Genomic DNA, 20,192 nt, shown 5'->3' on the forward strand with positions numbered 1-20,192 from the left:
TGTTACTATGTTTTCAAGTGAAAAAAATGTAAAAATCTCCGAGTGGGAAGGCTTTAAAAGATACGATTTTGATATTTTTGGTACCACCGCAACAATAGCGGAACCCAAAGAACCGACCGTGGATAAGAAATGGATATTCCGAGCCGAATTTTTCGGTTCGTTCCCTCAGGCGGATATACGAATGTGTGAGCTCGGATATTATGTTGTGTATCTTGATAAATCCAACATGTATGGACATGACAGCGCTGTTGATGAAATGCACAGATTTAAAAATTATCTTTGCGAAAAATATGGATTTTTCCATAAGACAGTTATGTTCGGGTTCAGCCGCGGTGCTATGTACACCATGAATTACACTGCAAAATATCCTCAGGATATATCTGCTGTATATTTGGATGCGCCTGTGATGAATTCTTTGAGTTGGCCCGCAGGCAAGGGCAAGGCAAAGTGCTATGAACAGCAATGGAAGGAGTACCTCGAAATTTACGGACTCACCGACGGCGAAGCGTTCAGTTACAGAAATCAGCCAATCGATAAGACGGATGCACTATTAAAGAATAAAATCCCCGTAATTCTGGTTGCAGGCTGCGCCGACACAGGTGTTCCGTATGACGAAAACGGACTGGTTTTTGCCAACATATACCGCAAAGGCGGAGGGACGATTGAGGTTTACGAAAAACCAAATTGCGATCATCACCCTCACAGTCTTGAAGATCCTACTCCTATTGCAAATTTCATATTACGTTATAATAAATAATAAAAATGCAAACCGCTATGCGGTTTGCATTTTTGTATTACTTAGTAATTTTTTTCTTTTCAAAACCTTTATCATTTTTGAAAAACTGATAAAAATTACACTTTATCATACCGTTATAAAGCTTTCTCACTTTGTCAGCACGTCTGCCGTAAAAGTATTCAAACTTTTCATGAGAAGTGATAACATATATCTGCCACCGTTCAAGCTTTGAAAAAGCTTTGCCCATTTGACGATATAATTCTTCTGCTCCGGCAATATCCGAAAGCCTTTCTCCGTAAGGCGGATTTGTAACGATGGTTCCGCGTCTTCCGCGCGTGTCAATATCTTTAAAGTCCATTTTGAAAAATTTTATTCGATTTGCCACACCTGCACGCTTTGCGTTTTCAGCTGCAATTTCCAGAGAATTTGTGTCAATATCAGAGCCGTAGATTTCAAAGTGGTCTTGCTTTATGTTGTCAATTGCTTCACCGCGTGCGCTCTGCCATGAAGAAGAGGGGAGAAACCCGAACGATTCAGCGGCAAACGAGCGGCGTATACCGGGGGCTGTGTTGGAGAGCATCAATGCACCCTCTATCGCGATTGTTCCGGAACCGCACATGGGGTCCCATAAAAGCACATCGTTGCGAAGTCTTGCTACATTGCACATAGAAGCTGCCAGTGTTTCACGTATGGGTGCTTCGTTGGCTTTGAGTCGGTAACCTCGTTTGTACAAACCTTCACCGGTAGTATCTATCATAAGATATGCCTTGTCATTGAGTATGAAAAACTCAATCTGGTATTTCGTTCGGCTTTCCACAAAATAAGACACGTTGTATTTCGTCTTTAAACGTTCTACAACGGCTTTTTTTACGATTTTTTGGCAATCCGGGATGCTGAACAGGGCTGACTTAATGCTATGCCCTTTAACAGGGAAAGCGTCGCGTTCGCCTATAAAATCTTCCCATGGTAATGCTTTGGTGCCGTCAAAAAGCTCTGTAAAAGTTGAAGCACGAAATTCACCCATGAGAATAAAGAGACGTTCGGCATATCTGAAGTTGATATTGCAACGCGCAATAGCATTTTCGTCGCCCTCAAATATAACACGCCCGTCAATGGTTTCGAGACGCTTGTATCCTAAAGCGTCTATTTGTTCGCCTACAAATCGTTCAAGACCGAAGAGGCAGGTTGCTACAAATTTCATAAGTTATCCTCACATTTGGTTGTATGTCTGAAAATCGAGTATATCTTTATTCTGTGGGTGTGATTTGCAATTCATTTTGCAGTACGGATAGCCAAAGGGAACTTTCAGTTGCAAAGTCATGGTAGGCGATAAGCGCCTGTGCACAACAAAGTAAGTCTGTTCTTCCGTACTTGTCATAGGAATATGAGCCGTCCGGCAGGCGGAAAGTTGCCAAAGCAAGTGAAATGTCACCTATGTCCTCGTCTTGGTTTGTAAAACCAAGCGCCAACAATGCTGAGAGAGCAGTTGCAGTGGAACTGCTGTTGGCGGTGCCGGAGTAGGAATAGGTGTCATCCTTATTTTTGGCGCGGCGCAGAAAGCCCGATGAAGATGAAATAGCTTCAGAAAAACCGTCTTTGTCTCGTAAATACACAAGAAGCGGAACAATTGCTGAGGTTGTATCTGTGTCTCCTGTATCCGAGTGAGCGGAAAATCCGCCGTCTTCTTTTTGAAAAGTCAGTATGTGGCGTGCATAGCTTTCAATAGCATCTTCGCTGTATTCAATTCCCGCAAGCTTGAAAGCGTATAATCCAAATATGCGTTCAAAAATGGGGAGCTTATATCCGTTTTTATCGTCCTCGGCTGTAAGTTCTGTCAGTGCTTCTTTAAGATATTCCAAATTATAAGGACTGATGTCATATCCGCTGATTTCCAGCATTTTAAGACCGATTATTTTTTCACTGATACCGGCAAAATCATTGTGGGAAACATCAGCATCCAAAAATGGCCGAATATTGTACTCAGTCATGTTTTCACCCACATAACACAGTGCCGTTACGTCCCAAAATGATGAAATTTCCTGCTTGGAATAGTAAGATGTTATATATTCAGTCTCCTTGGCAAAATTTGCAGTACAGGAGAATAACACAGGAATTAAAAATATAAATATTGATAAAGCGATTTTTTTCATAGTTTTATAAAATTCGGGCGACTTATGTCGCCCGAATCACCATTATTAGTTAAAGAATTTACGTTCGTATCTGATATTTTTGGAAACAACTTCCTGAGTGTCTTCCGCAATAACCAGCTCTTCGTTGGTAGGAACAACGATAATCTTAACGCGGCTGTCATCAGCAGAAATGAACTCGTTGGTAGGCATGTGGTGAGTAACTTCGTTTTTCTTTGCATCAATCTTAATACCAAAGAATTCCAGGTTTTCCATAGCCCACTGACGAACAATAGGAGTGTTTTCACCTACACCTGCGGTAAATACGATAGCATCCAGACCGTTCATGGCTGCGGTGTAGGAACCGATGTACTTTTTGATTCCGTAAGCAAGAATCTTGCACGCAAGCTCGGCCTTGGGATTCTTCTCTTCCAGTGCTTTCTCGATATCACGAAGGTCGCTGGATACTTCGGATACACCCAGAATACCGCACTGCTTGTTCATGAAGTCGGACATTTCCTTGGGTGAATAGCCTTCCTTTTCCATGATGAAGGTTACGATTGCAGGGTCCATGCTGCCGCAGCGAGTACCCATCTCAATTCCTTCAAGGGGAGTGAAGCCCATGGAAGTATCTATAACCTTGCCGTTCTTGATAGCCGAAATAGAGGAACCGTTTCCTAAGTGGCAGGTGATTATTTTGCTGTTATCGGGGTCGAGACCCAGAAAATCAATGGCAAGCTTGGAAACATAGCGGTGGCTGGTACCGTGGAAGCCGTATCTTCTGATCTGGTACTTCTTGTAAAGCTCGTAAGGAATGGGATAGAAGTATGCTTCCTCGGGCATGGTCTGATGGAATGCGGTATCAAATACCAGAACTTGAGGAGTGTCGGGCATAGCTTCCTTGCAGCCTGCGATACCCATAAGGTGGGGCTTGGTATGCAGGGGAGCCAAGTCGATGCACTTTTCAAGATCTTCTATAACGGTATCATCAACGAGAACAGACTTGGAGAAGTAAGGACCGCCCTGTACGACTCTGTGACCGATAGCGGAAATCTCTGCAACAGAAGAGATAACACCCTGCTCCTTGTCGATAAGCATTCTCATTACCTGACGTGTAGCCTCGGAATGGTTTTTCATTTCAACCATTTCAATGTACTTGTCCTGGCCGATTTTGGTATGAACGAGCTTGCCGTCGATACCGATTCTTTCGCAATTACCCTTTGCGAGAACAGATTTGGTTTCCATGTCGAAAAGCTGATACTTAAGTGAAGAGCTTCCGGCATTGACAACTAAAATTTTCATTTTAGGTCCTCCGTATATTGATTTATTTATATTTTTGATGTAAAATACATATACTGGTATATTATACATCACCGGTTGAATTTTTTCAATAACTTTAAAATATTATTAATAAAAAATTTAAAGGAACGTTTTATATGTCGGTATATTCAATTATCTGCGAATACAATCCTTTTCATAACGGGCATAAATATCAGATAGATTCTCTCAAGCCGAACACTGTTGTGTGTCTTATGAGCTCTAACGTGGTTCAGAGGGGGAGTTTTGCTGTTTGTGATAAGTACAGCCGAGCACGTGCCGCTGTTGAATGCGGAGCTGATCTGGTGCTTGAAATTCCGTTTCCGTATTCGGCAATGTCGGCAGAGTATTACGCAACTGCGGGCATAGAAATTCTGACTGCTCTTGGATTTGCCGAATATCTTTCTTTCGGGAGTGAATGCGGACAAACAGAATCCCTGGAACATATTGCTGAATATCTGGTGAGTCAAAAATATGAAGAGGATTTTAAGAGCATAATCACCTGTAAGCCTCAGCTTTCGTATGCGTCGGCACGTGAATTGGCGATTTTACAGACACTTGGTGAGGAATATGCACAAATTATAAAACAACCGAATAATATTCTCGGCGTTGAGTATATAAAAGCAATTAAGAAGAAAAATTCCCATATTATACCTGTGACACTCATGCGTCATTGCGCAGATTATCATGATGATATGCCCACCGGTAATTTTGCTTCGGCTGGTAACATACGCAAGCTTATTGCTTCAAAGGCGGATATAAAAAGCCTGGTACCGCCTCAAGCATATGACATGTACACCTCTCTTGCAGAACAGAAAAAAATGCCGTCTGATATGAAAAATATTGAAAACGGAATACTTGCCTTTTTGCGCATGACACCTGCGGAAAAGCTGAAAGATTATTACGACTGCGCTCCCGTTGCGGATATAATTAAAAAGGCGGCTGCGGATTCCGTAACACTTGAGGAACTCTACGATAAATGCTCCACGAAGAGTTATACCCGTTCCCGTATTCGTCGTTGTATTACCTGTGCGTATCTGGGTGTGGAAAAGAGTTATGCTTATGAATCGCCGGCCTATACTTCGGTACTGGCCCTTAATTCAAGAGGAGCCGAGCTTTTGGCAATTGCACGCAAAAACAGCGGTATCGCAGTTATCACAAAGCCGGCGCACATAAAAAAATACGTCGGTACAGAGGTGTACCGACAGTATATGGCAGGGGTTACGGCAGATGATGTGTTTGCACTCACATTGCCCGAGCCGGAAAGGGCCGGGTGGGGATTAAGACGCGGACCTGTTGTTTCTCAGCTTTAGTTCCTTGTAAATGCACCACACCGTTATGGTAACAATTACGATAATGCCACCGATGAAAGCAAATATTCCGGGCATTTCACCGTAAAATATTGCGACCCACACGGGGTTAAGGAGCGGTTCCACGGCAGAAAGCAGTGAAAGGGTCAATGGGGGACAGTGCTCTGTTGCCAAAGCCATGAGAAGGTATGGGATTCCTAACTGAACAATACCCAGTATCAGTATGCACATTGCGAAATTTGTGTTAATTGTATTTTCAGTGAAGAAGATAAAAGGAATACCGATAATTGCCGTGAGAAGATGCCCGAACAGCATACCGCTCATTCTATCCGAGGCGGAGTTCTGTTTGACGGCAATAAACATTCCCGCCATCGTAAATCCTGAAAACAGACCGATTAAATTTCCCAGCATCTGACCGCCGTTCAGCTGGTCTAAAAAGAAAAGAGAAATACCGCCAAGGGTGAATATAACGGTGATTATATCGCAAAGTGCATACTTTTGCCTGAAAAAAACAGCGGAAAGAATTATAATAAAAATAGGTGCAGTAAATTGCAGAACTATTGCGTTGGCGGCGGTGGTAAGTCTGTTTGCCCACACAAATGCAAAGAAAGTCACTGCCAGAAAAACAGCACTTATAAGTACGTCTTTGTTAAATACAATCTTAATCCTTTTTTTCTTTATGTAAACTAAAAACACCAGTGAAGCTATGAGACTTCTGAAGCCTGCAATGACCATGCCGTTTGCATCCAGCAGCTTTATAAATATACCTGCAATGCTCCATAAAGCGGCGCAGGTCAGCATTTGAAGTGAAGCAATGTTTCTTTTTCTTGCGGTACTTTCCATTTCGTACTCCTGTTTGATATTTCTGCTGAATTATAGCATATGCTGAGAAAAAAGTCAATACCGCTTACCGGGCAGAAGCGAAAAGGATAAATGTAAACAAAATATGAATTTTGCATCAAACCACTTGACAAATTGGTTTTACAGGTCTATAATTAGCCCAATATTTAAAACGCTATGACAGGGACGGTTGTTTTCCACGGTTTGCAGAGAGTCTGCGGTTGGTGCGAGCAGATAACACGGGTTGGCAGCATATCACCCTACCAGCGGAGCTGTTGAATAATCAGACAGCTACGGTCGCCACGTTAAGGCTGCGAAATTGTTTGATTTCCAAGAATCGCACAAGAGGGCAAGCTTAATTGCCAATTCGGGTGGTACCGCGGATAATTTATCCGTCCCAAATTTTAATTTGGGACGGATTTTTGTTTTCAGACAATAATCGCGTGAATATAACTTTATACTTTTTATTTCACGGAGGTAACAAAATGGACAACAAACTCAAAGAAATCGCAGGAAGAGTGAGAGAATTAAGACTCATTTCCGAAAAGACCTGTGAAGAAATGGCGCAAATCGTTGGTGTTTCTCTTGACGAATACGAAAAGTGCGAAAACGGCGAAAGTGATTTTTCTTTTACTTTTCTTCATAAATGCGCACTTGCATTGGGCGTAGACATTACCGACCTTGTGACAGGTGATGCGGCTAAGCTTTCACGTTTCACCATTGTCAGACACGGTGACGGAATGCCCATTCACCGCAGAAACGGCTTTTCCTATAACCACCTTGCAGGTAACTTTAAAAGTAAGTACTCCACACCCTTTGTTGTAACCGCTCCTTACTTTGAAACCGAGCAGAATTCACCTATTTCACTGTCAACTCATAATGGTGAGGAATTTGATTACGTGCTTGAGGGTCAGCTCAAGGTCAATATCGGCGGTCACGAAACCGTTCTTGAAGCGGGCGACTCCATGTATTATGACAGTATGACCCCTCACGGTATGATTGCAACAGGCGGAAAGGAATGTAAATTCATAGCACTTGTTATGGATCCGGGCGGAAATGTTCAGGAATATTCCGAGCCTGTCAAACTGGAGAAAAAGGAATTCAAAAAATCCGACGACACCAATAAAGCAAAGCCGGTTTATGCTGATTTTGTTGACCTTGTTGAAGACGAACAAGGACATCTGAAAGAGATTTCATTCAAAAACTGTGAGCACTTCAATTTTGCTTATGACGTTGTTGATAAGGTTGCACAGAGGACCCCCGATAAGCTTGCAATGCTGCATGTCGACCGCGAGCATAACGAAAGAAGATTTACTTTTGGCGATATTTCCCGCCTTTCCAATAAAGCGGCGAATTATCTTACTTCGCTTGGTATCAAAAAAGGCGATAAGGTAATGCTTGTTCTTAAACGCCATTATCAGTTCTGGATAAGTATCGTAGCCCTTCATAAGATAGGTGCCATCGTCATCCCGGCTACCAATCTTCTGATGAAGAAAGACTTTGTGTACAGATTTGATCTTGCCGAATGTAATGCAATACTTTGTACATCCCACGGCAATGTGGCTGAGGAAGCGGACCTTGCAATCGCCGAATGCCCCGGCGTAAAGGTCAAGGTCATGTGCAATGGAGTACGCGGCGACTGGCATGATTTCGACAGTGAATTCGAAGCATTTCCCGATACATTTGAGCGCCCCGAGCTCAGAGGCGATGACAGCATGCTGATGTTCTTCTCCTCGGGAACAACCGGATATCCCAAAATAGTTGTTCACACCTTCACATATGCACTTGGTCATCTCATCACCGCAAAATACTGGCATAATGTCAACCCCAATGGTCTGCATTTCACAATTTCCGACACGGGCTGGGGCAAAGCATTGTGGGGTAAGCTTTACGGTCAATGGCTGTGCGAGGCTCCGGTGTTTACCTATGACTTTGATAAATTTGCGGCAGAGGATATTCTTCCCATGTTTGCCAAGTATCATATCACTACCTTCTGCGCACCGCCTACTATGTACCGCTTCTTTATAAAAGAAGACCTCAAGAAATACGATCTTTCCTCACTTGAATATGCAAATGTCGCAGGCGAAGCGCTTAACCCCGAGGTGTTTCAGCAGTTCTATAACGCAACAGGCCTTAAACTTATGGAGGGCTTTGGTCAGACAGAAACCACACTTTCGGTTGCAAACCTTGTTGGTATGACTCCCAAGCCGGGTTCCATGGGTAAACCCTCACCTCTGTATGATGTGGACATAGTTCTTCCCGACGGCAAAAGCGCCGCAGTGGGTGAAGTGGGTGAGATAGTTGTACGCACCAACAAGAGAGTACCTTTCGGTCTGTTTAGTTGTTACTATCGCGACGCGGAACGCACCAAGGAGGCTTATCACGATAATGTTTACCATACAGGCGATACCGCTTGGCGTGATGAGGATGGTTACTACTGGTATGTGGGACGTGTTGATGACCTTATCAAATCGTCGGGCTACCGCATCGGACCGTTTGAAATCGAAAGCGTTCTCATGGAGCTTCCCTATGTGCTTGAATGTGCCGTTACAGGTGTTCCGGATGAAATACGCGGACAGGTAGTAAAGGCAACGATAGTTCTTACCAAAGGAACTGTTGGAACAGACGAGCTGAAAAAGGAAATCCAGCAATATGTCAAGACTCACACTGCACCTTACAAATATCCCAGAATAGTAGAATTTGTTGATGAGCTCCCCAAGACCATCAGCGGTAAAATCAGACGTGTTGATTTGAGAAAATAATATTTATAAAAACTGCTTTGCATAAATGCAAGGCAGTTTTTTGTTGTCAGTTGACACCTAAAATGCATATACTTTGAATAACCACAAAATACGAGAGGATGAAGTATATGCAAACAGGCAAGCTTATAATTGAAGTACGTGCCGCAAGAGAAGCACTTCCTATTGAAGAAGCACTTGTGAGAATAAAGTCTCCGTCAGGCCCCGTCATTTACGAAGCCACCCTTACGGCATCGGATTCGGGTATGAGCAGATCTATCGACCTTTTAACCCCTGATATTGTAAATTCGGAAATACCGGACAATCCGGAATCTCCTTATGCTACTTACCATGTTGAGGTGTTTGCACCAAATTTTCGTGATACTTTTGTAAACGGTGTGCAGGTGTTTCCTATGCGTGAATCAATTCTTAATGTTGAAATGCTGGCACTTCCGCTTTCACTGCCGTCGGGTACGGGACCGAATTATATTGAAATAGAGCCTCCTGCACTGCGACGTCCTCCGGAAGAGGCAGAAGGTGAACTTCCCGAAGCAGGCCCTCGCCCTGAGGTGTTTGAAGAACCGTTTATACCCGAATATATAACCGTTCATTTGGGAAGACCTTCAAATACGGCGGCTAAGAATGTAACTGTACGTTTTCCTGATTACATAAAAAATGTCTGTTGCAGTGAGATATATCCAACCTGGCCGGAGGAAGCACTTAAGGCAAATATCTACGCGCAGATATCTCTTGCATTGAACAGAGTGTTTACCGAATGGTACCGTAGCCGAGGTTATGAATATGATATTACCAATTCCACAGCATACGACCAGTATTTTGTGCCCGGCAGAAATATATACGATAACATAAATAACCTTGTGAATGATATTTTTAATATATATCTGAGAAAGCCGGGAAGAGTGGAGCCGTTTTATGCGGAGTACTGCAACGGCACCACTGCTACCTGTCCCGGTATGTCTCAGTGGGGATCGTATGAATTGGCACAGGGCGGTGCCAGTGCACGACAGATTCTGACAAATTATTACGGCGAGCTTGAGTTTGTTGAAACAAATGATATACGAGGAACAGAGGAATCATATCCGGGAACACCGCTTCGCGAAGGCTCCACGGGTGATGCGGTCAGAACACTTCAATTACAGCTTGTGAGAATAGCAATCAACTATCCTTCGATACCTCTCATAACAGCCGACGGAGTTTTCGGACCGGATACTACTCAGGCTGTAAGAAAATTTCAGCAGATATTCAATCTCACTCCTGACGGCATAGTAGGCAAGGGAACCTGGTATCAGATTTCCCGTATATATGTAGGTGTTAAAAAACTTGCTGAGTTAACCAGTGAAGGTGAGCGCGAAGATTACGGTATACAGCAATACCCCGGCACACCTCTCAGACGTGGCTCTCAGGGTATAGAGGTTGTGGAATTGCAGTACTACCTCAGCATTATAGGAGAGTACAACGAAAATATATCTCAGGTTTCGATAGATGGCAGATACGGTGCAACAACTGAGCAGGCTGTTCGGAATTTCCAGAAGGAATATGTTCTTCCGGTTGATGGAGTAGTGGGAAGAGTAACGTGGGATAAGATTATCGACATCTTTGGCGGAATAAAAGAAAACGTAAATGTTCCCGGCACAGGACTGGGATATCGCGTTTATCCCGGCAATCCCGTATCATACGGAGATGCAGGAACTAATGTGAGATATATCCAGCAGCTGCTTAACGGCATTTCAGGTACTTATAACCAGATACCAAGCGTAACCGTGGACGGAGAATTTGGTGCAGCAACTCAAAGAGCGGTAATAAGATTCCAACAGCTTTTCGGACTTGCTGCAGACGGAGTGGTCGGCAGAAATACATGGAATCAGCTTAATACCGTATATCGGCAGAGCAGCGGTGACACATCCATCACAGTTCGTCCTTTTCCCGGCACAGTTTTGCAGCTTGGCTCCAGAGGTCCCGATGTTTTGTATGTTCAGCGCATAATCAACGCCATAAGAAGCCGTTATCCTCAGTTGCCTTTTCTTACAGAGGATGGCGTATACGGTACAGGAACACAGGAAGCTGTAAGGATTTTCCAGAATCTGTCCGGAATAAGTGCTGACGGCATTGTGGGACGTGTTACGTGGAATGCACTTAATAATGCATATAACAACACTTCTTCAAGCTGTATACCGACAAGAAACTATCCCGGTACGGCTTTAAGGATTGGCTCCGGCGGAAGCAATGTGCTCTATATCCAACAGCTTTTGAATACCATCAGAAATTCCTATACCGATATTCCGTCACTTTCCGAGGATGGGATCTTCGGAAGCGTAACCCAATCTGCCGTGCGTACATTCCAGCGCATATTCGGATTGGATGCCGACGGTATTGTGGGACGGATTACATGGAACAGAATTAATGATGTTTATTCGGGAGTATGCGGTAATACTGCACTCGCGTCAGAAGGGAATGAATTTCCCGAGTTATCCTTTGAAGAACCGACATACGAGCCGGATAACATTATAGATAGCGGATTCAGCTACTATCCAAAAAATCCTGAGGCAAACGAGAATGTGGATGATTATATTACCTTCGATGTTCCGCAAGGCATTGAGTCGCCTGAAATATACTATAATTCTCCCTCCCAAAACTTCACCGATACCTTTGCATCGCTGAAATTGGGAAGCATGGATAACCGCATTATAGCATTGAAGCGACGCCTTAACGAAATGGGGTATATGCCGTCTGTTGGTATAAACACACCGGTTTTCGGCGTATCACTTAAGCAGGCGGTTGAAAAATTCCAGCAAAACAACGGACTTTATCCCAACGGAGCGGTGAATGAAGAGACCTGGAAGAAAATATTCAAACAGGGATTTTGAACGTAAACTATAATTAAATAACCAAATAATGAGGGCAGTGCTATATTAAGCATTGCCCTCTGTGTATTGAATAAATAATTAAATTGTATTTTTGATCCAAACTGTTGACAATGATTGAGTTTGATGCTATAATCTTTGTAAAATAAATTGTATGGAGGTCAAATATGAAGAGGATTTTTCTGTTCCTTTCATCCTGTATTCTGGCTGGGCTGGCGATTGTGTCCGTAAATGCCGCTCAGGATAAAATTTGGGATTTTACCACACAGCAGGGTATTTCCGAGTGGAGCGCAAACGCCTCTGTTGCGTATGAGATTACACCTGACGGAACTGTTTTTTCTGCCACGGAAAAAGATAACAACGATATGCAGCTGACGTACAGGAAAAGTCTTGGTTCTCTTGATTTGAGCGATTATGAGATTTTTGCCGTTGAATATTCTGACACAAATGGCGGAGGAAGCGACAGGAGAGCGCAGTTTTACCACTGGACGGAGGGAAGCAGCGGTAATCCGAGAATTGATATTCCGCTCAGCACGGGCGAACATATCTTTATGCTCAACATGAAGGATGATGCCCCTGCCAGCGCATGCTGGAAGGGAACAGTCGAAAGACTGCGTTTTGACCCTATACGCGGAGCGGGAAAGCGAAGCGTCACCATTAAATTTGTGGGACTTTTTTCCACTGAAGATGCGTATAATGAATATATGAAAGCCAAAAACCCGGAAGCTTTTACCCAACCGGGCTATGTCACTGAGCCGGGCACGGGGAATTATACTTTTGGTTATACCACAAGCAATGCATATGTTGATATAGATTATGTCAATGGATATGCTGTTATAACTTCTCTTAACGGTCCGGAGGATGGCGGCAACGGTGACTGTAATGTTACCGCTAAAGTGGATTTCAGCGCAGATAATTACCCTTGGATAAAGATGCGCATACGAAATCTTTCTGCTGCAAATGTGTTTGAGTTTCACTTTGCCACAGAAGCTACCGGAAAGAAAATAACAGCCGACAGCTGTACACATTTTCCCATTACTGCGTATGATACAGAGTTTAAAGAATATGTTTTCAACGTCAAGGATTACAATCTGAAATCCATGGCTGTTAATAATATAGAAAACACTGAATCCGTTTGGAAAGGTAAGGCAAATCTCCTTCGCTTTGACTGTATGTGGCTGGCTGAGCCGTCGGGTCAGATGCCGACCGGCAGTCAGATGTACATTGACTACATCGCTTTTCTGCCTACCAAAGAAGCGGCAGAAGAATATCAGCCTAAACTCAGTGAAGCTGTGACCGTTAATTCCGGCAAACCCTGCGAAACGATTCTGCTGAAGAATCTGAAGGATGCGGAAAAGTGGAATTTAGGTCAACTTGATTTTTCCGCGGAGCTTGGCTTGGTGAAGCTTAAGCCGACCGGTTCGGACCCTACTATGAGCATCGGTCTCTCCAATCCTGTTGACACTGCAGAGTTTAAATATTTTGCAATGCATTACAATATAAAGTCAAACGTAAGAGTAGGCGGTCTTTTTTATACCACGGATAAAATTCCTTCGATAACAGATGCCTCGTACAGCGAATTTGCAATCAATAACCGCGGCGAGTGGTCAGATGTTATTGTAGACCTTTCAAAGTACCCAAAGCAAAACTGGAAGGGCACATGCTATAGCATACGACTTGATCCTATCAATGGAAATGATACCGATGCGGAAATAATGATAGAGCGCATGGGCTTTTTCAGAACTATTGAGGAAGCGCAGGAATTTCTTGCTAAATCACAAACCGTACCCGATTACTCTCTTGGAGCATCCTATAATGACACTCTCCAGAAGGTAATAATCGCTCCCGGTTCTTTGTATGAGGGTTATAAGAAGGAGGATTTCATGCTTTCTTCCACTATCCCTCAGGGCGAGGCACAGGGCGTGTCTCCGGTTGTGATGAGATTGGACGAAAATGGTAATAAAACCGTTGTTGCACTGGGATATACCAACTCCTACGGCTATACTACTTTTTCGGTGAACAGACCCGGTAACTACATTCTTGGTTACAATCATAAGGTTTATGACGATATTTCGGGTCACTGGGCTGAAAAGTATATTGACTTCGTGTCAGACAGAACCCTTTTTGGCGGCACTTCTCCCACTGAATTCAGTCCCGAAGCCGCCATGACCCGCGGTATGTTTATCACTGTGCTGGGACGCATGCATGGGGTGGATACCTCGAAGTATAACGGCAACACGGGTTATGGTGATGTAAATTCAGCAGAATACTATGCGCCTTATATTCAGTGGGCTAAGGAATACGGATTAATGGATGGACTTTCCGATGTTACCTTTGGTGCTGAGGACCCGATCTACCGCAAAACTATGGCACTTGTAATTTCCAACTACATAACAGCTTTCGGATATGAATTGCACACCGTCAATGATATACTGGAGTTTACGGACCTTACCGATTGCGATGTTAAAACTGTTCAGGCGATAAACAATGCCCAGACCGCCGGTATTATAAATGGTAAAGGCGAAGGAAGATTTGACCCGGAAGGTGTATCCACACGTGCAGAGGTTGCAACTGTTATGGAACGTACCATCAAGAGCGTGTTAGGTGTTAATATGGTCAGCACACAGTATGCTCCTGAGTTCTATCAGCGTAAGCGTATCCGACTTGGTGTTTGGGGCTTTGAGGGCTCTCAGGCAAATGAAAAGGGTATGAATCTTCTGAAAGATTTGGGTGTGGATCTTATCGTTAGCGGAACTGCGACCAACGGCTCAAATAAAAATTATGTTCTCAATTACGCTGATAAAAACGGTATAGAGGTATTTATCCAGAGCTCACCCGTTGTTCCTTCAAGTGCGGAGGGGTTTGATTACAGAAATTTTGTTGCGGAATATGCCGATCATCCGTCTTTCAGCGGCAACTATATAATTGACGAGCCGGGAACGGACAGCTATCCTGAGCTGGGTAAAATTTCAAACGATTACATGGCGGCTCTTCCCGGTAAAATTCCATTTACAAATCTTCTTCCCATGTACGCAAATGCGGCACAGCTCAAAATGGGTGCGGGCGCTGCGGCTATCGAATACTATGATTCAGACCCCGATTTGTACAGAAAGTACTGCCAGCAGTGGTTTGAATACTTTGACTGCAATTATATCTGTACCGACATTTATCCATTCAGCTGGAACGGTGTCGGCAGAGAAGCGATAAACAAGATAACATATAACGAATATGTGGAATCAATAAATCAGATAGCCACTGTTGCACGTGAGAATAATAAGGAATTCTGGTGCTGTATCCAGACTTTTGGCTGGAACGACAGCAAGCGTACACCAAATGAAGCGGAATATCGCTGGCAGTGTTATTCCATGCTTTCCTTTGGTTGTACGGGAATACTGCTTTGGAGATATATGAGTGGTGAAGCATCGCTCGTAAGAAGCAGTAACGGTGAGCCCACACAGGCGTATTATGATTGCAAGCCCGTTATGTGGGAAATGCGGGCTCTTTCAGATACATTTGTACAGTACAAAAATCTTGGAGCCTTCACTCATAACCCTCAGAATATGCCGTATCTTAAAATGTCAGGAGAATATGCGGAGTTTGATGTCATTGAATCCATCGATTGCACTCAACCGCTGCTGATAGGTTGCTTTGAAAAAGAGGATGCAAGCGGTGCCGCGGCATTTACTCTTGTAAATATGGCAGATTTTTCAACCTGCGAATCCGCCGTTGTTAACATAAAACTCGCGGACACAGTGAAGACAGTAACTTCATACTATCGCGGTAAACCTGTTGTTATAACTCCTGTTGAGGGCGTTTACACTTTTAGTCTTGAAAACGGTGACGGTGTGTTTGTAACCGTTGAATAACTGAAAATTTTATAAAATATCCACTGCATGTGATATGATATGCAGTGGATATTTTTTGCTTTCTTGTATCAAACTAATGTAAAAGGAGTGATTTGTACGGATAAAAAGGCTTATAAATCATACACAGACAAAAGAGCAAGAAAATCAAATTTGTTTAAGGACTGCGTATGGGCTTTTGCGGTAGGCGGTCTTATATGCTGTATCGGACAGGGAATAGGTGATTTGTATAAATATCTTGGCGCTGATGAAGAAAATGTGAAAACACTTATTCCGGTAACACTTGTTTTCATAGCTGTGATTCTTACGGGAACGGGTGTTTTTGATAAAATCGCAAAACATGCTGGTGCAGGAACACTTGTCCCTATTACCGGTTTTGCCAATGCTGTGGCTTCGCCGGCGATTGATAACAAAAGTGAGGGCTACGTTATGGGTGTGGGTGCAAAAATGTTTGTTGTTGCCGGCCCGGTCATTGTTTACGGAACAGTTACTTCGGTAATATGTGGGTTGATTGAGGTGATAGTAAAATGGATGTTATAAAATTTGAAAACAAGCCTCGGATAGTATCTGTTGCTGCTGTGGGAGGAAAGCACGAAAAGGAAGGCCCGTTGGGAATGTATCTTGATATGTTTGACAGTGATGACAGATTCGGTGCGGATACCTGGGAAAAATCCGAAAGCGAAATGACAAGACACGCACTGCGAATATGCCTTGAAAAAGCAAACCTGAAAAATCATGATGTTGAGCTCATTTTCGGTGGTGACCTTCTGAATCAGTGCTGTGCCACCACCTTCGGAATCAACGATTCCCAAATACCATTTTACGGCATTTACGGTGCCTGCTCTACATTTACGCTGGGGCTTTCACTGTCCGCAATGTGCGTAAATGCCGGATATGCAAAGCGCTGCGCTTCCACTGCGTCAAGTCATTTTTGCTCATCGGAACGTCAGTTCAGAACACCCGTTGAATACGGCAGTCAACGGGCTCCGACTTCTCAATGGACGGTTACAGGCTCGGCATGTACACTGTTGTCCGATATCGAAGAGTCCGGTTACGGAGTGTACGTAAATGAAGCTCTGGCAGGACGAATTGTTGACCCGGGGATAAACGACGTGAATAACATGGGGGCGGCAATGGCACCCGCGGCAGCCGATACCTTGAAACGCTATTTTGAACAATCGGGTAAATCCCCCGACGACTTTGATGTTATTGCCACGGGAGACCTGGGATATGAGGGATACGGTATTTTGAAAGAAATGTTGGGAGCGGACGGCATAAAACTTGGAGACAATTATACCGATTGCGGTTTGCTGATTTACAACCGTATGAAGCAGGAAAAATATGCTGGTGGCTCCGGATGCGGATGCTCTGCGGTGGTTACGGCCGGGTATTTTATGGAGCAATTTAAGAAAAACAAAATAAGGGATGCACTTATTATATCTACCGGTGCTCTTTTGAGCGCAACATCTACAATGCAGGGTCTTACTATTCCGGGCATTGCACATTTGGTGAGGTTGACACATGTTTGATTATTTAAAAACTTTTGCGTGTGGCGGTATACTGTGTGTTATTGCACAAATTTTGATAGATAAAACAAAGCTGACACCTGCGAAAATATTGACAGGATATGTTACGGCAGGTGTAATTCTTACCTCTGTCGGGGTATATAAGCCGCTGGTTGATTTTGCGGGTTGCGGTGCTACTGTCCCGCTTACCGGTTTCGGATACGCTCTCATGGAGGGAGTTAGAAAAGCGGTTGAAAATGATGGGTTTGTAGGGGTGATTACAGGCGGTCTCACCGGAACGGCGGGCGGCATCACTGCGGCAATATTTTTTTCACTTGCCGTATCAATAATATTTAAGGGGAAATCCAAATAACAGGTTCCCGCTTAAGAAAAGCGCCATGAGCCGAAAGCACGGTTTTTAAGCCGCATCTTTCAAAGCTCAGGGCGCTTTAGTTTCACATAAGCCCGAAACTCACGTTAATGGCCGTATCGACCTTAGTCATAAGTTCATCCTCAAGGTGTCCCATTTTTTCTTTTAGTCTTGTTTTGTCGATGGTACGTATTTGCTCCAGCAGAATTACCGAATCTTTGGCGAGGCCGTATTTATCGGCATAAACTTCTATGTGAGTTGGTAGCTTTGCTTTAGAGGTCTGGCTTGTTATTGCGGCGGCGATAACTGTTGGACTGTGGCGGTTTCCCACATCGTTCTGCACTATCACAACAGGTCGTATACCGCCTTGCTCGGAGCCTACTACCGGACTTAAATCGGCGTAAAAAATATCTCCTCTTTTGACGGTCATGTGCTTGTTTCCTCCTTTATTGTTGTGGTAATATTTTTACCATAAAAGCGGAATATTATAATATACAGCAAAAAATTTTTGCTATCTATTGAAAAACAACGAGTAATGTTGTATAATATGCATTGATTCAATAAGAAAGGTAGATATTATGGAAATTTTAGAGTATTTGAATGAACATAAAGAAGATATCCTTGATGATCTGTTCGACCTTATTAAAATTCCGTCTGTTGCAACCGAGGCAACCGGCGATAAGCCATATGGAGAGGCTTGTGCCCGTGCGGTGGACTATATTATTGAACTTGCGGGCCGATATGGAATGACAACGAAAAATTTTGATTATTATGCTGCCACTGCCACCTACGGCGACACTCCCGAAAAGCTCGGAATTCTTACCCATCTTGATGTTGTTCCTGAGGGCAACGGGTGGGTTTTCGACCCGTTTTTCATGACCAGACATTGTGGCAGAATTTATGGAAGAGGTGTCGCTGATGACAAGGGCTGTGCCGTAATGTCACTTTGGGCAATTAAGGCAATAAAGGAACTGGGCATACCTCTGAAGCACGGTGTGAGACTTGTGTTTGGCTCCGGGGAAGAGGTAGGGTGCAAGGACCTTGAGTATTATATGTCAAAAGAAAAAATGCCGCCGTATGTTTTTTCTCCCGATGCGCATTTCCCCATAATAAACACAGAAAAGGGGAGATACTGCGGAGAATTCAGCGTGGTTTACGATAACTGTATAGATGGTCCTCAACTTGTGAGATTCAATGGTGGTTCAACTGTTAATGTTGTCCCTCAAAACTGCACTGCCACGGTTCGCGATATTTCTGAAGAAACTTTGCAAAAAGCTCTCAAAAAAATAAAAAGAAATTTTAATCTGACATATAAATATAACGTCAAAAAGACAGATATAAATATCAGCTTTGAGGAAAGTTCATCTCATGCTTCAACACCCGAAAAAGGCGTTAATGCTGTTACGGCAATGCTTACTCTCATAAATATACTTCCGCTTGACGGACAAGCATTCGCATTTGCCAAGAGGATAAATGCTATGTTTCCGCACGGTGATTATTACGGAAAAGCGCTTAATGCGGAGGTCAGTGATGAATTGAGCGGAAAATCCACGTATTCGCTCGATGTTCTTAATATAGAAAACGGACGTATAGACGGTTCATTCGATTCCCGTACCTCGCTCAGTGCAAACGAGGAAAATACGGTTATGCCTATAAAAGAGAAAATGGATGATGCAGGCATCCACCTTAAAAATAATACCATGATGCCCGCACATCATGTGGATTCCGAAATTGATTTTATAAAAATACTGGGTAACGCGTACGAAAAATACACCGGCTTAAAGAGTGAATGCATAGCTATGGGTGGCATAACCTACGTACACGGAATAGAAAATGCTGTTGCATTCGGACCGCTTATGCAGGATTGTGATGCACATATTCACGGTGCAAATGAATTTATGGAAACGGATGATATTATAAGAGCCACTGCCATATTTACGCAGGCTGTAATAGATATTTGTTCCTGAGGTGGAAATCATGTTTGAAAAAGCAAAGAAATTTCTTTTGTCAAGAGGCGTCGCTCTGAATGACATATACGAATTTGATGTTTCGAGTGCTACGGTTGAGCTTGCGGCGCAGGCTTTGGGGTGCGAGCCCTGCCGAATAGCAAAGTCAATGTCATTTGAGACTCCCGAAGGATGTATCATTGTGGTTGCGGCAGGAGATGTGAAAATCGATAACGGCAAATTCAAAAATAGTTTTTCATTCAAGGCAAAAATGCTTTCTCCGGATCTTCTTGTGGAACGTATAGGATATGCCATGGGCGGTGTGTGCCCCTTTGATGTTAATTGCGGTGTAAAGATTTACCTTGATGAATCCCTCAAGCGCTTTGATACTGTTTTTCCGGCTTGCGGAAGCTCAAACAGCGCAGTAAAGCTTTCGCCCGATATTCTTTTTGAATTGTCGGGAGCACTTGGATGGGTTGATGTATGTAAGCCAAAAGAGCCCGTTGTTTAACTTAACCGACAATAAAAAACAACCGATTGTGGAGCACACAATCGGTTG

15 protein-coding genes are annotated in these 20,192 nt (G+C 43.6%); 10 read left to right on the plus strand and 5 right to left on the minus strand.

Annotated elements, in window-relative coordinates; genetic code table 11:
• Positions 1-7: 7 nt before the first annotated feature.
• Complete coding sequence (locus E7588_01080) at positions 8-757, plus strand: alpha/beta hydrolase (protein ID MBE6687851.1); 750 nt, start codon at positions 8-10, stop codon at positions 755-757.
• Between the two features lie 37 nt (positions 758-794).
• On the opposite strand, the gene E7588_01085 is transcribed toward E7588_01080, so the two are convergent.
• The 3 genes from E7588_01085 to E7588_01095 all read right to left on the minus strand — a co-directional run bounded on the left by E7588_01085 (position 795) and on the right by E7588_01095 (position 4,164).
• Positions 795-1,937, minus strand: coding sequence for a class I SAM-dependent RNA methyltransferase (locus E7588_01085; protein ID MBE6687852.1), 1,143 nt, complete (start codon positions 1,935-1,937; stop codon positions 795-797).
• A gap of 46 nt (positions 1,938-1,983) precedes the next feature.
• On the minus strand, positions 1,984-2,724 hold the full coding sequence (locus tag E7588_01090; protein ID MBE6687853.1) for a hypothetical protein: 741 nt from the start codon (positions 2,722-2,724) through the stop codon (positions 1,984-1,986).
• A 207-nt stretch (positions 2,725-2,931) separates the two neighbouring features.
• Positions 2,932-4,164 carry an acetate kinase gene (locus E7588_01095; GenBank protein ID MBE6687854.1) on the minus strand — a complete coding sequence of 411 codons (1,233 nt, stop codon included), beginning with the start codon at positions 4,162-4,164 and terminating at the stop codon, positions 2,932-2,934.
• Between the two features lie 134 nt (positions 4,165-4,298).
• Between E7588_01095 and E7588_01100 the strand changes: the two genes are divergently transcribed.
• Positions 4,299-5,492, plus strand: coding sequence for a nucleotidyltransferase family protein (locus E7588_01100; GenBank protein ID MBE6687855.1), 1,194 nt, complete (start codon positions 4,299-4,301; stop codon positions 5,490-5,492).
• Here the strand turns inward: E7588_01100 and E7588_01105 are convergent.
• Positions 5,460-6,332: a DMT family transporter gene (locus tag E7588_01105; protein ID MBE6687856.1), complete on the minus strand. Its 873-nt coding sequence runs from the start codon at positions 6,330-6,332 to the stop codon at positions 5,460-5,462. The genes E7588_01100 and E7588_01105 overlap by 33 nt on opposite strands.
• A 557-nt stretch (positions 6,333-6,889) precedes the next feature.
• Here E7588_01105 and E7588_01110 point away from each other — a divergent pair.
• From E7588_01110 to spoVAE, 6 genes are all read left to right on the plus strand, one after another.
• Positions 6,890-9,091 (plus strand): cupin domain-containing protein, encoded by a 2,202-nt coding sequence (locus E7588_01110; GenBank protein ID MBE6687857.1) that lies wholly within the window; start codon positions 6,890-6,892, stop codon positions 9,089-9,091.
• Between the two features lie 98 nt (positions 9,092-9,189).
• Positions 9,190-11,952: a hypothetical protein gene (locus E7588_01115; protein ID MBE6687858.1), complete on the plus strand. Its 2,763-nt coding sequence runs from the start codon at positions 9,190-9,192 to the stop codon at positions 11,950-11,952.
• A gap of 164 nt (positions 11,953-12,116) precedes the next feature.
• Positions 12,117-15,815 (plus strand): S-layer homology domain-containing protein, encoded by a 3,699-nt coding sequence (locus tag E7588_01120; GenBank protein ID MBE6687859.1) that lies wholly within the window; start codon positions 12,117-12,119, stop codon positions 15,813-15,815.
• 39 nt (positions 15,816-15,854) lie between these two features.
• Complete coding sequence (gene spoVAC, locus E7588_01125) at positions 15,855-16,352, plus strand: stage V sporulation protein AC (GenBank protein MBE6687860.1); 498 nt, start codon at positions 15,855-15,857, stop codon at positions 16,350-16,352.
• Positions 16,340-17,341, plus strand: a complete 1,002-nt coding sequence (locus E7588_01130) for a stage V sporulation protein AD (GenBank protein ID MBE6687861.1) — start codon at positions 16,340-16,342, stop codon at positions 17,339-17,341. The genes spoVAC and E7588_01130 overlap by 13 nt, the downstream gene beginning before the upstream one ends.
• Entirely contained in the window at positions 17,334-17,690 is a 357-nt protein-coding gene (spoVAE, locus tag E7588_01135) for a stage V sporulation protein AE (protein MBE6687862.1), read from the plus strand. The genes E7588_01130 and spoVAE overlap by 8 nt, the downstream gene beginning before the upstream one ends.
• An 82-nt stretch (positions 17,691-17,772) precedes the next feature.
• Here the strand turns inward: spoVAE and E7588_01140 are convergent, their stop codons facing one another.
• Positions 17,773-18,117 carry a type II toxin-antitoxin system PemK/MazF family toxin gene (locus E7588_01140; protein ID MBE6687863.1) on the minus strand — a complete coding sequence of 115 codons (345 nt, stop codon included), beginning with the start codon at positions 18,115-18,117 and terminating at the stop codon, positions 17,773-17,775.
• Positions 18,118-18,265: 148 nt separating this feature from the next.
• Between E7588_01140 and E7588_01145 the strand changes: the two genes are divergently transcribed.
• Positions 18,266-19,654, plus strand: a complete 1,389-nt coding sequence (locus E7588_01145) for a M20 family metallopeptidase (protein ID MBE6687864.1) — start codon at positions 18,266-18,268, stop codon at positions 19,652-19,654.
• A gap of 7 nt (positions 19,655-19,661) precedes the next feature.
• Entirely contained in the window at positions 19,662-20,144 is a 483-nt protein-coding gene (locus E7588_01150; protein ID MBE6687865.1) for a YbaK/EbsC family protein, read from the plus strand.
• Positions 20,145-20,192 lie beyond the last annotated feature (48 nt).

Source organism: Oscillospiraceae bacterium, from assembly GCA_015065085.1.
Taxonomy (GTDB): Bacteria; Bacillota; Clostridia; order Oscillospirales; family SIG627; genus SIG627.

Excerpts from the sequence above, each read along its gene's own strand:
- E7588_01110 (MBE6687857.1), top strand. The coding sequence starts at position 6,890 with ATGGCGCAAATCGTTGGTGTTTCTCTTGACGAATACGAAAAGTGCGAA.
- E7588_01115 (MBE6687858.1), top strand. The coding sequence starts at position 9,190 with ATGAAGTATATGCAAACAGGCAAGCTTATAATTGAAGTACGTGCCGCA.
- E7588_01090 (MBE6687853.1), bottom strand. The coding sequence starts at position 2,724 with ATGACTGAGTACAATATTCGGCCATTTTTGGATGCTGATGTTTCCCAC.
- E7588_01145 (MBE6687864.1), top strand. The coding sequence starts at position 18,266 with ATGGAAATTTTAGAGTATTTGAATGAACATAAAGAAGATATCCTTGAT.
- E7588_01085 (MBE6687852.1), bottom strand. The coding sequence starts at position 1,937 with ATGAAATTTGTAGCAACCTGCCTCTTCGGTCTTGAACGATTTGTAGGC.
- E7588_01140 (MBE6687863.1), bottom strand. The coding sequence starts at position 18,117 with ATGACCGTCAAAAGAGGAGATATTTTTTACGCCGATTTAAGTCCGGTA.
- E7588_01130 (MBE6687861.1), top strand. The coding sequence starts at position 16,340 with ATGGATGTTATAAAATTTGAAAACAAGCCTCGGATAGTATCTGTTGCT.
- E7588_01095 (MBE6687854.1), bottom strand. The coding sequence starts at position 4,164 with ATGAAAATTTTAGTTGTCAATGCCGGAAGCTCTTCACTTAAGTATCAG.
- spoVAE (MBE6687862.1), top strand. The coding sequence starts at position 17,334 with ATGTTTGATTATTTAAAAACTTTTGCGTGTGGCGGTATACTGTGTGTT.
- E7588_01100 (MBE6687855.1), top strand. The coding sequence starts at position 4,299 with ATGTCGGTATATTCAATTATCTGCGAATACAATCCTTTTCATAACGGG.
- spoVAC (MBE6687860.1), top strand. The coding sequence starts at position 15,855 with ATGCAGTGGATATTTTTTGCTTTCTTGTATCAAACTAATGTAAAAGGA.
- E7588_01120 (MBE6687859.1), top strand. The coding sequence starts at position 12,117 with ATGAAGAGGATTTTTCTGTTCCTTTCATCCTGTATTCTGGCTGGGCTG.
- E7588_01105 (MBE6687856.1), bottom strand. The coding sequence starts at position 6,332 with ATGGAAAGTACCGCAAGAAAAAGAAACATTGCTTCACTTCAAATGCTG.
- E7588_01080 (MBE6687851.1), top strand. The coding sequence starts at position 8 with ATGTTTTCAAGTGAAAAAAATGTAAAAATCTCCGAGTGGGAAGGCTTT.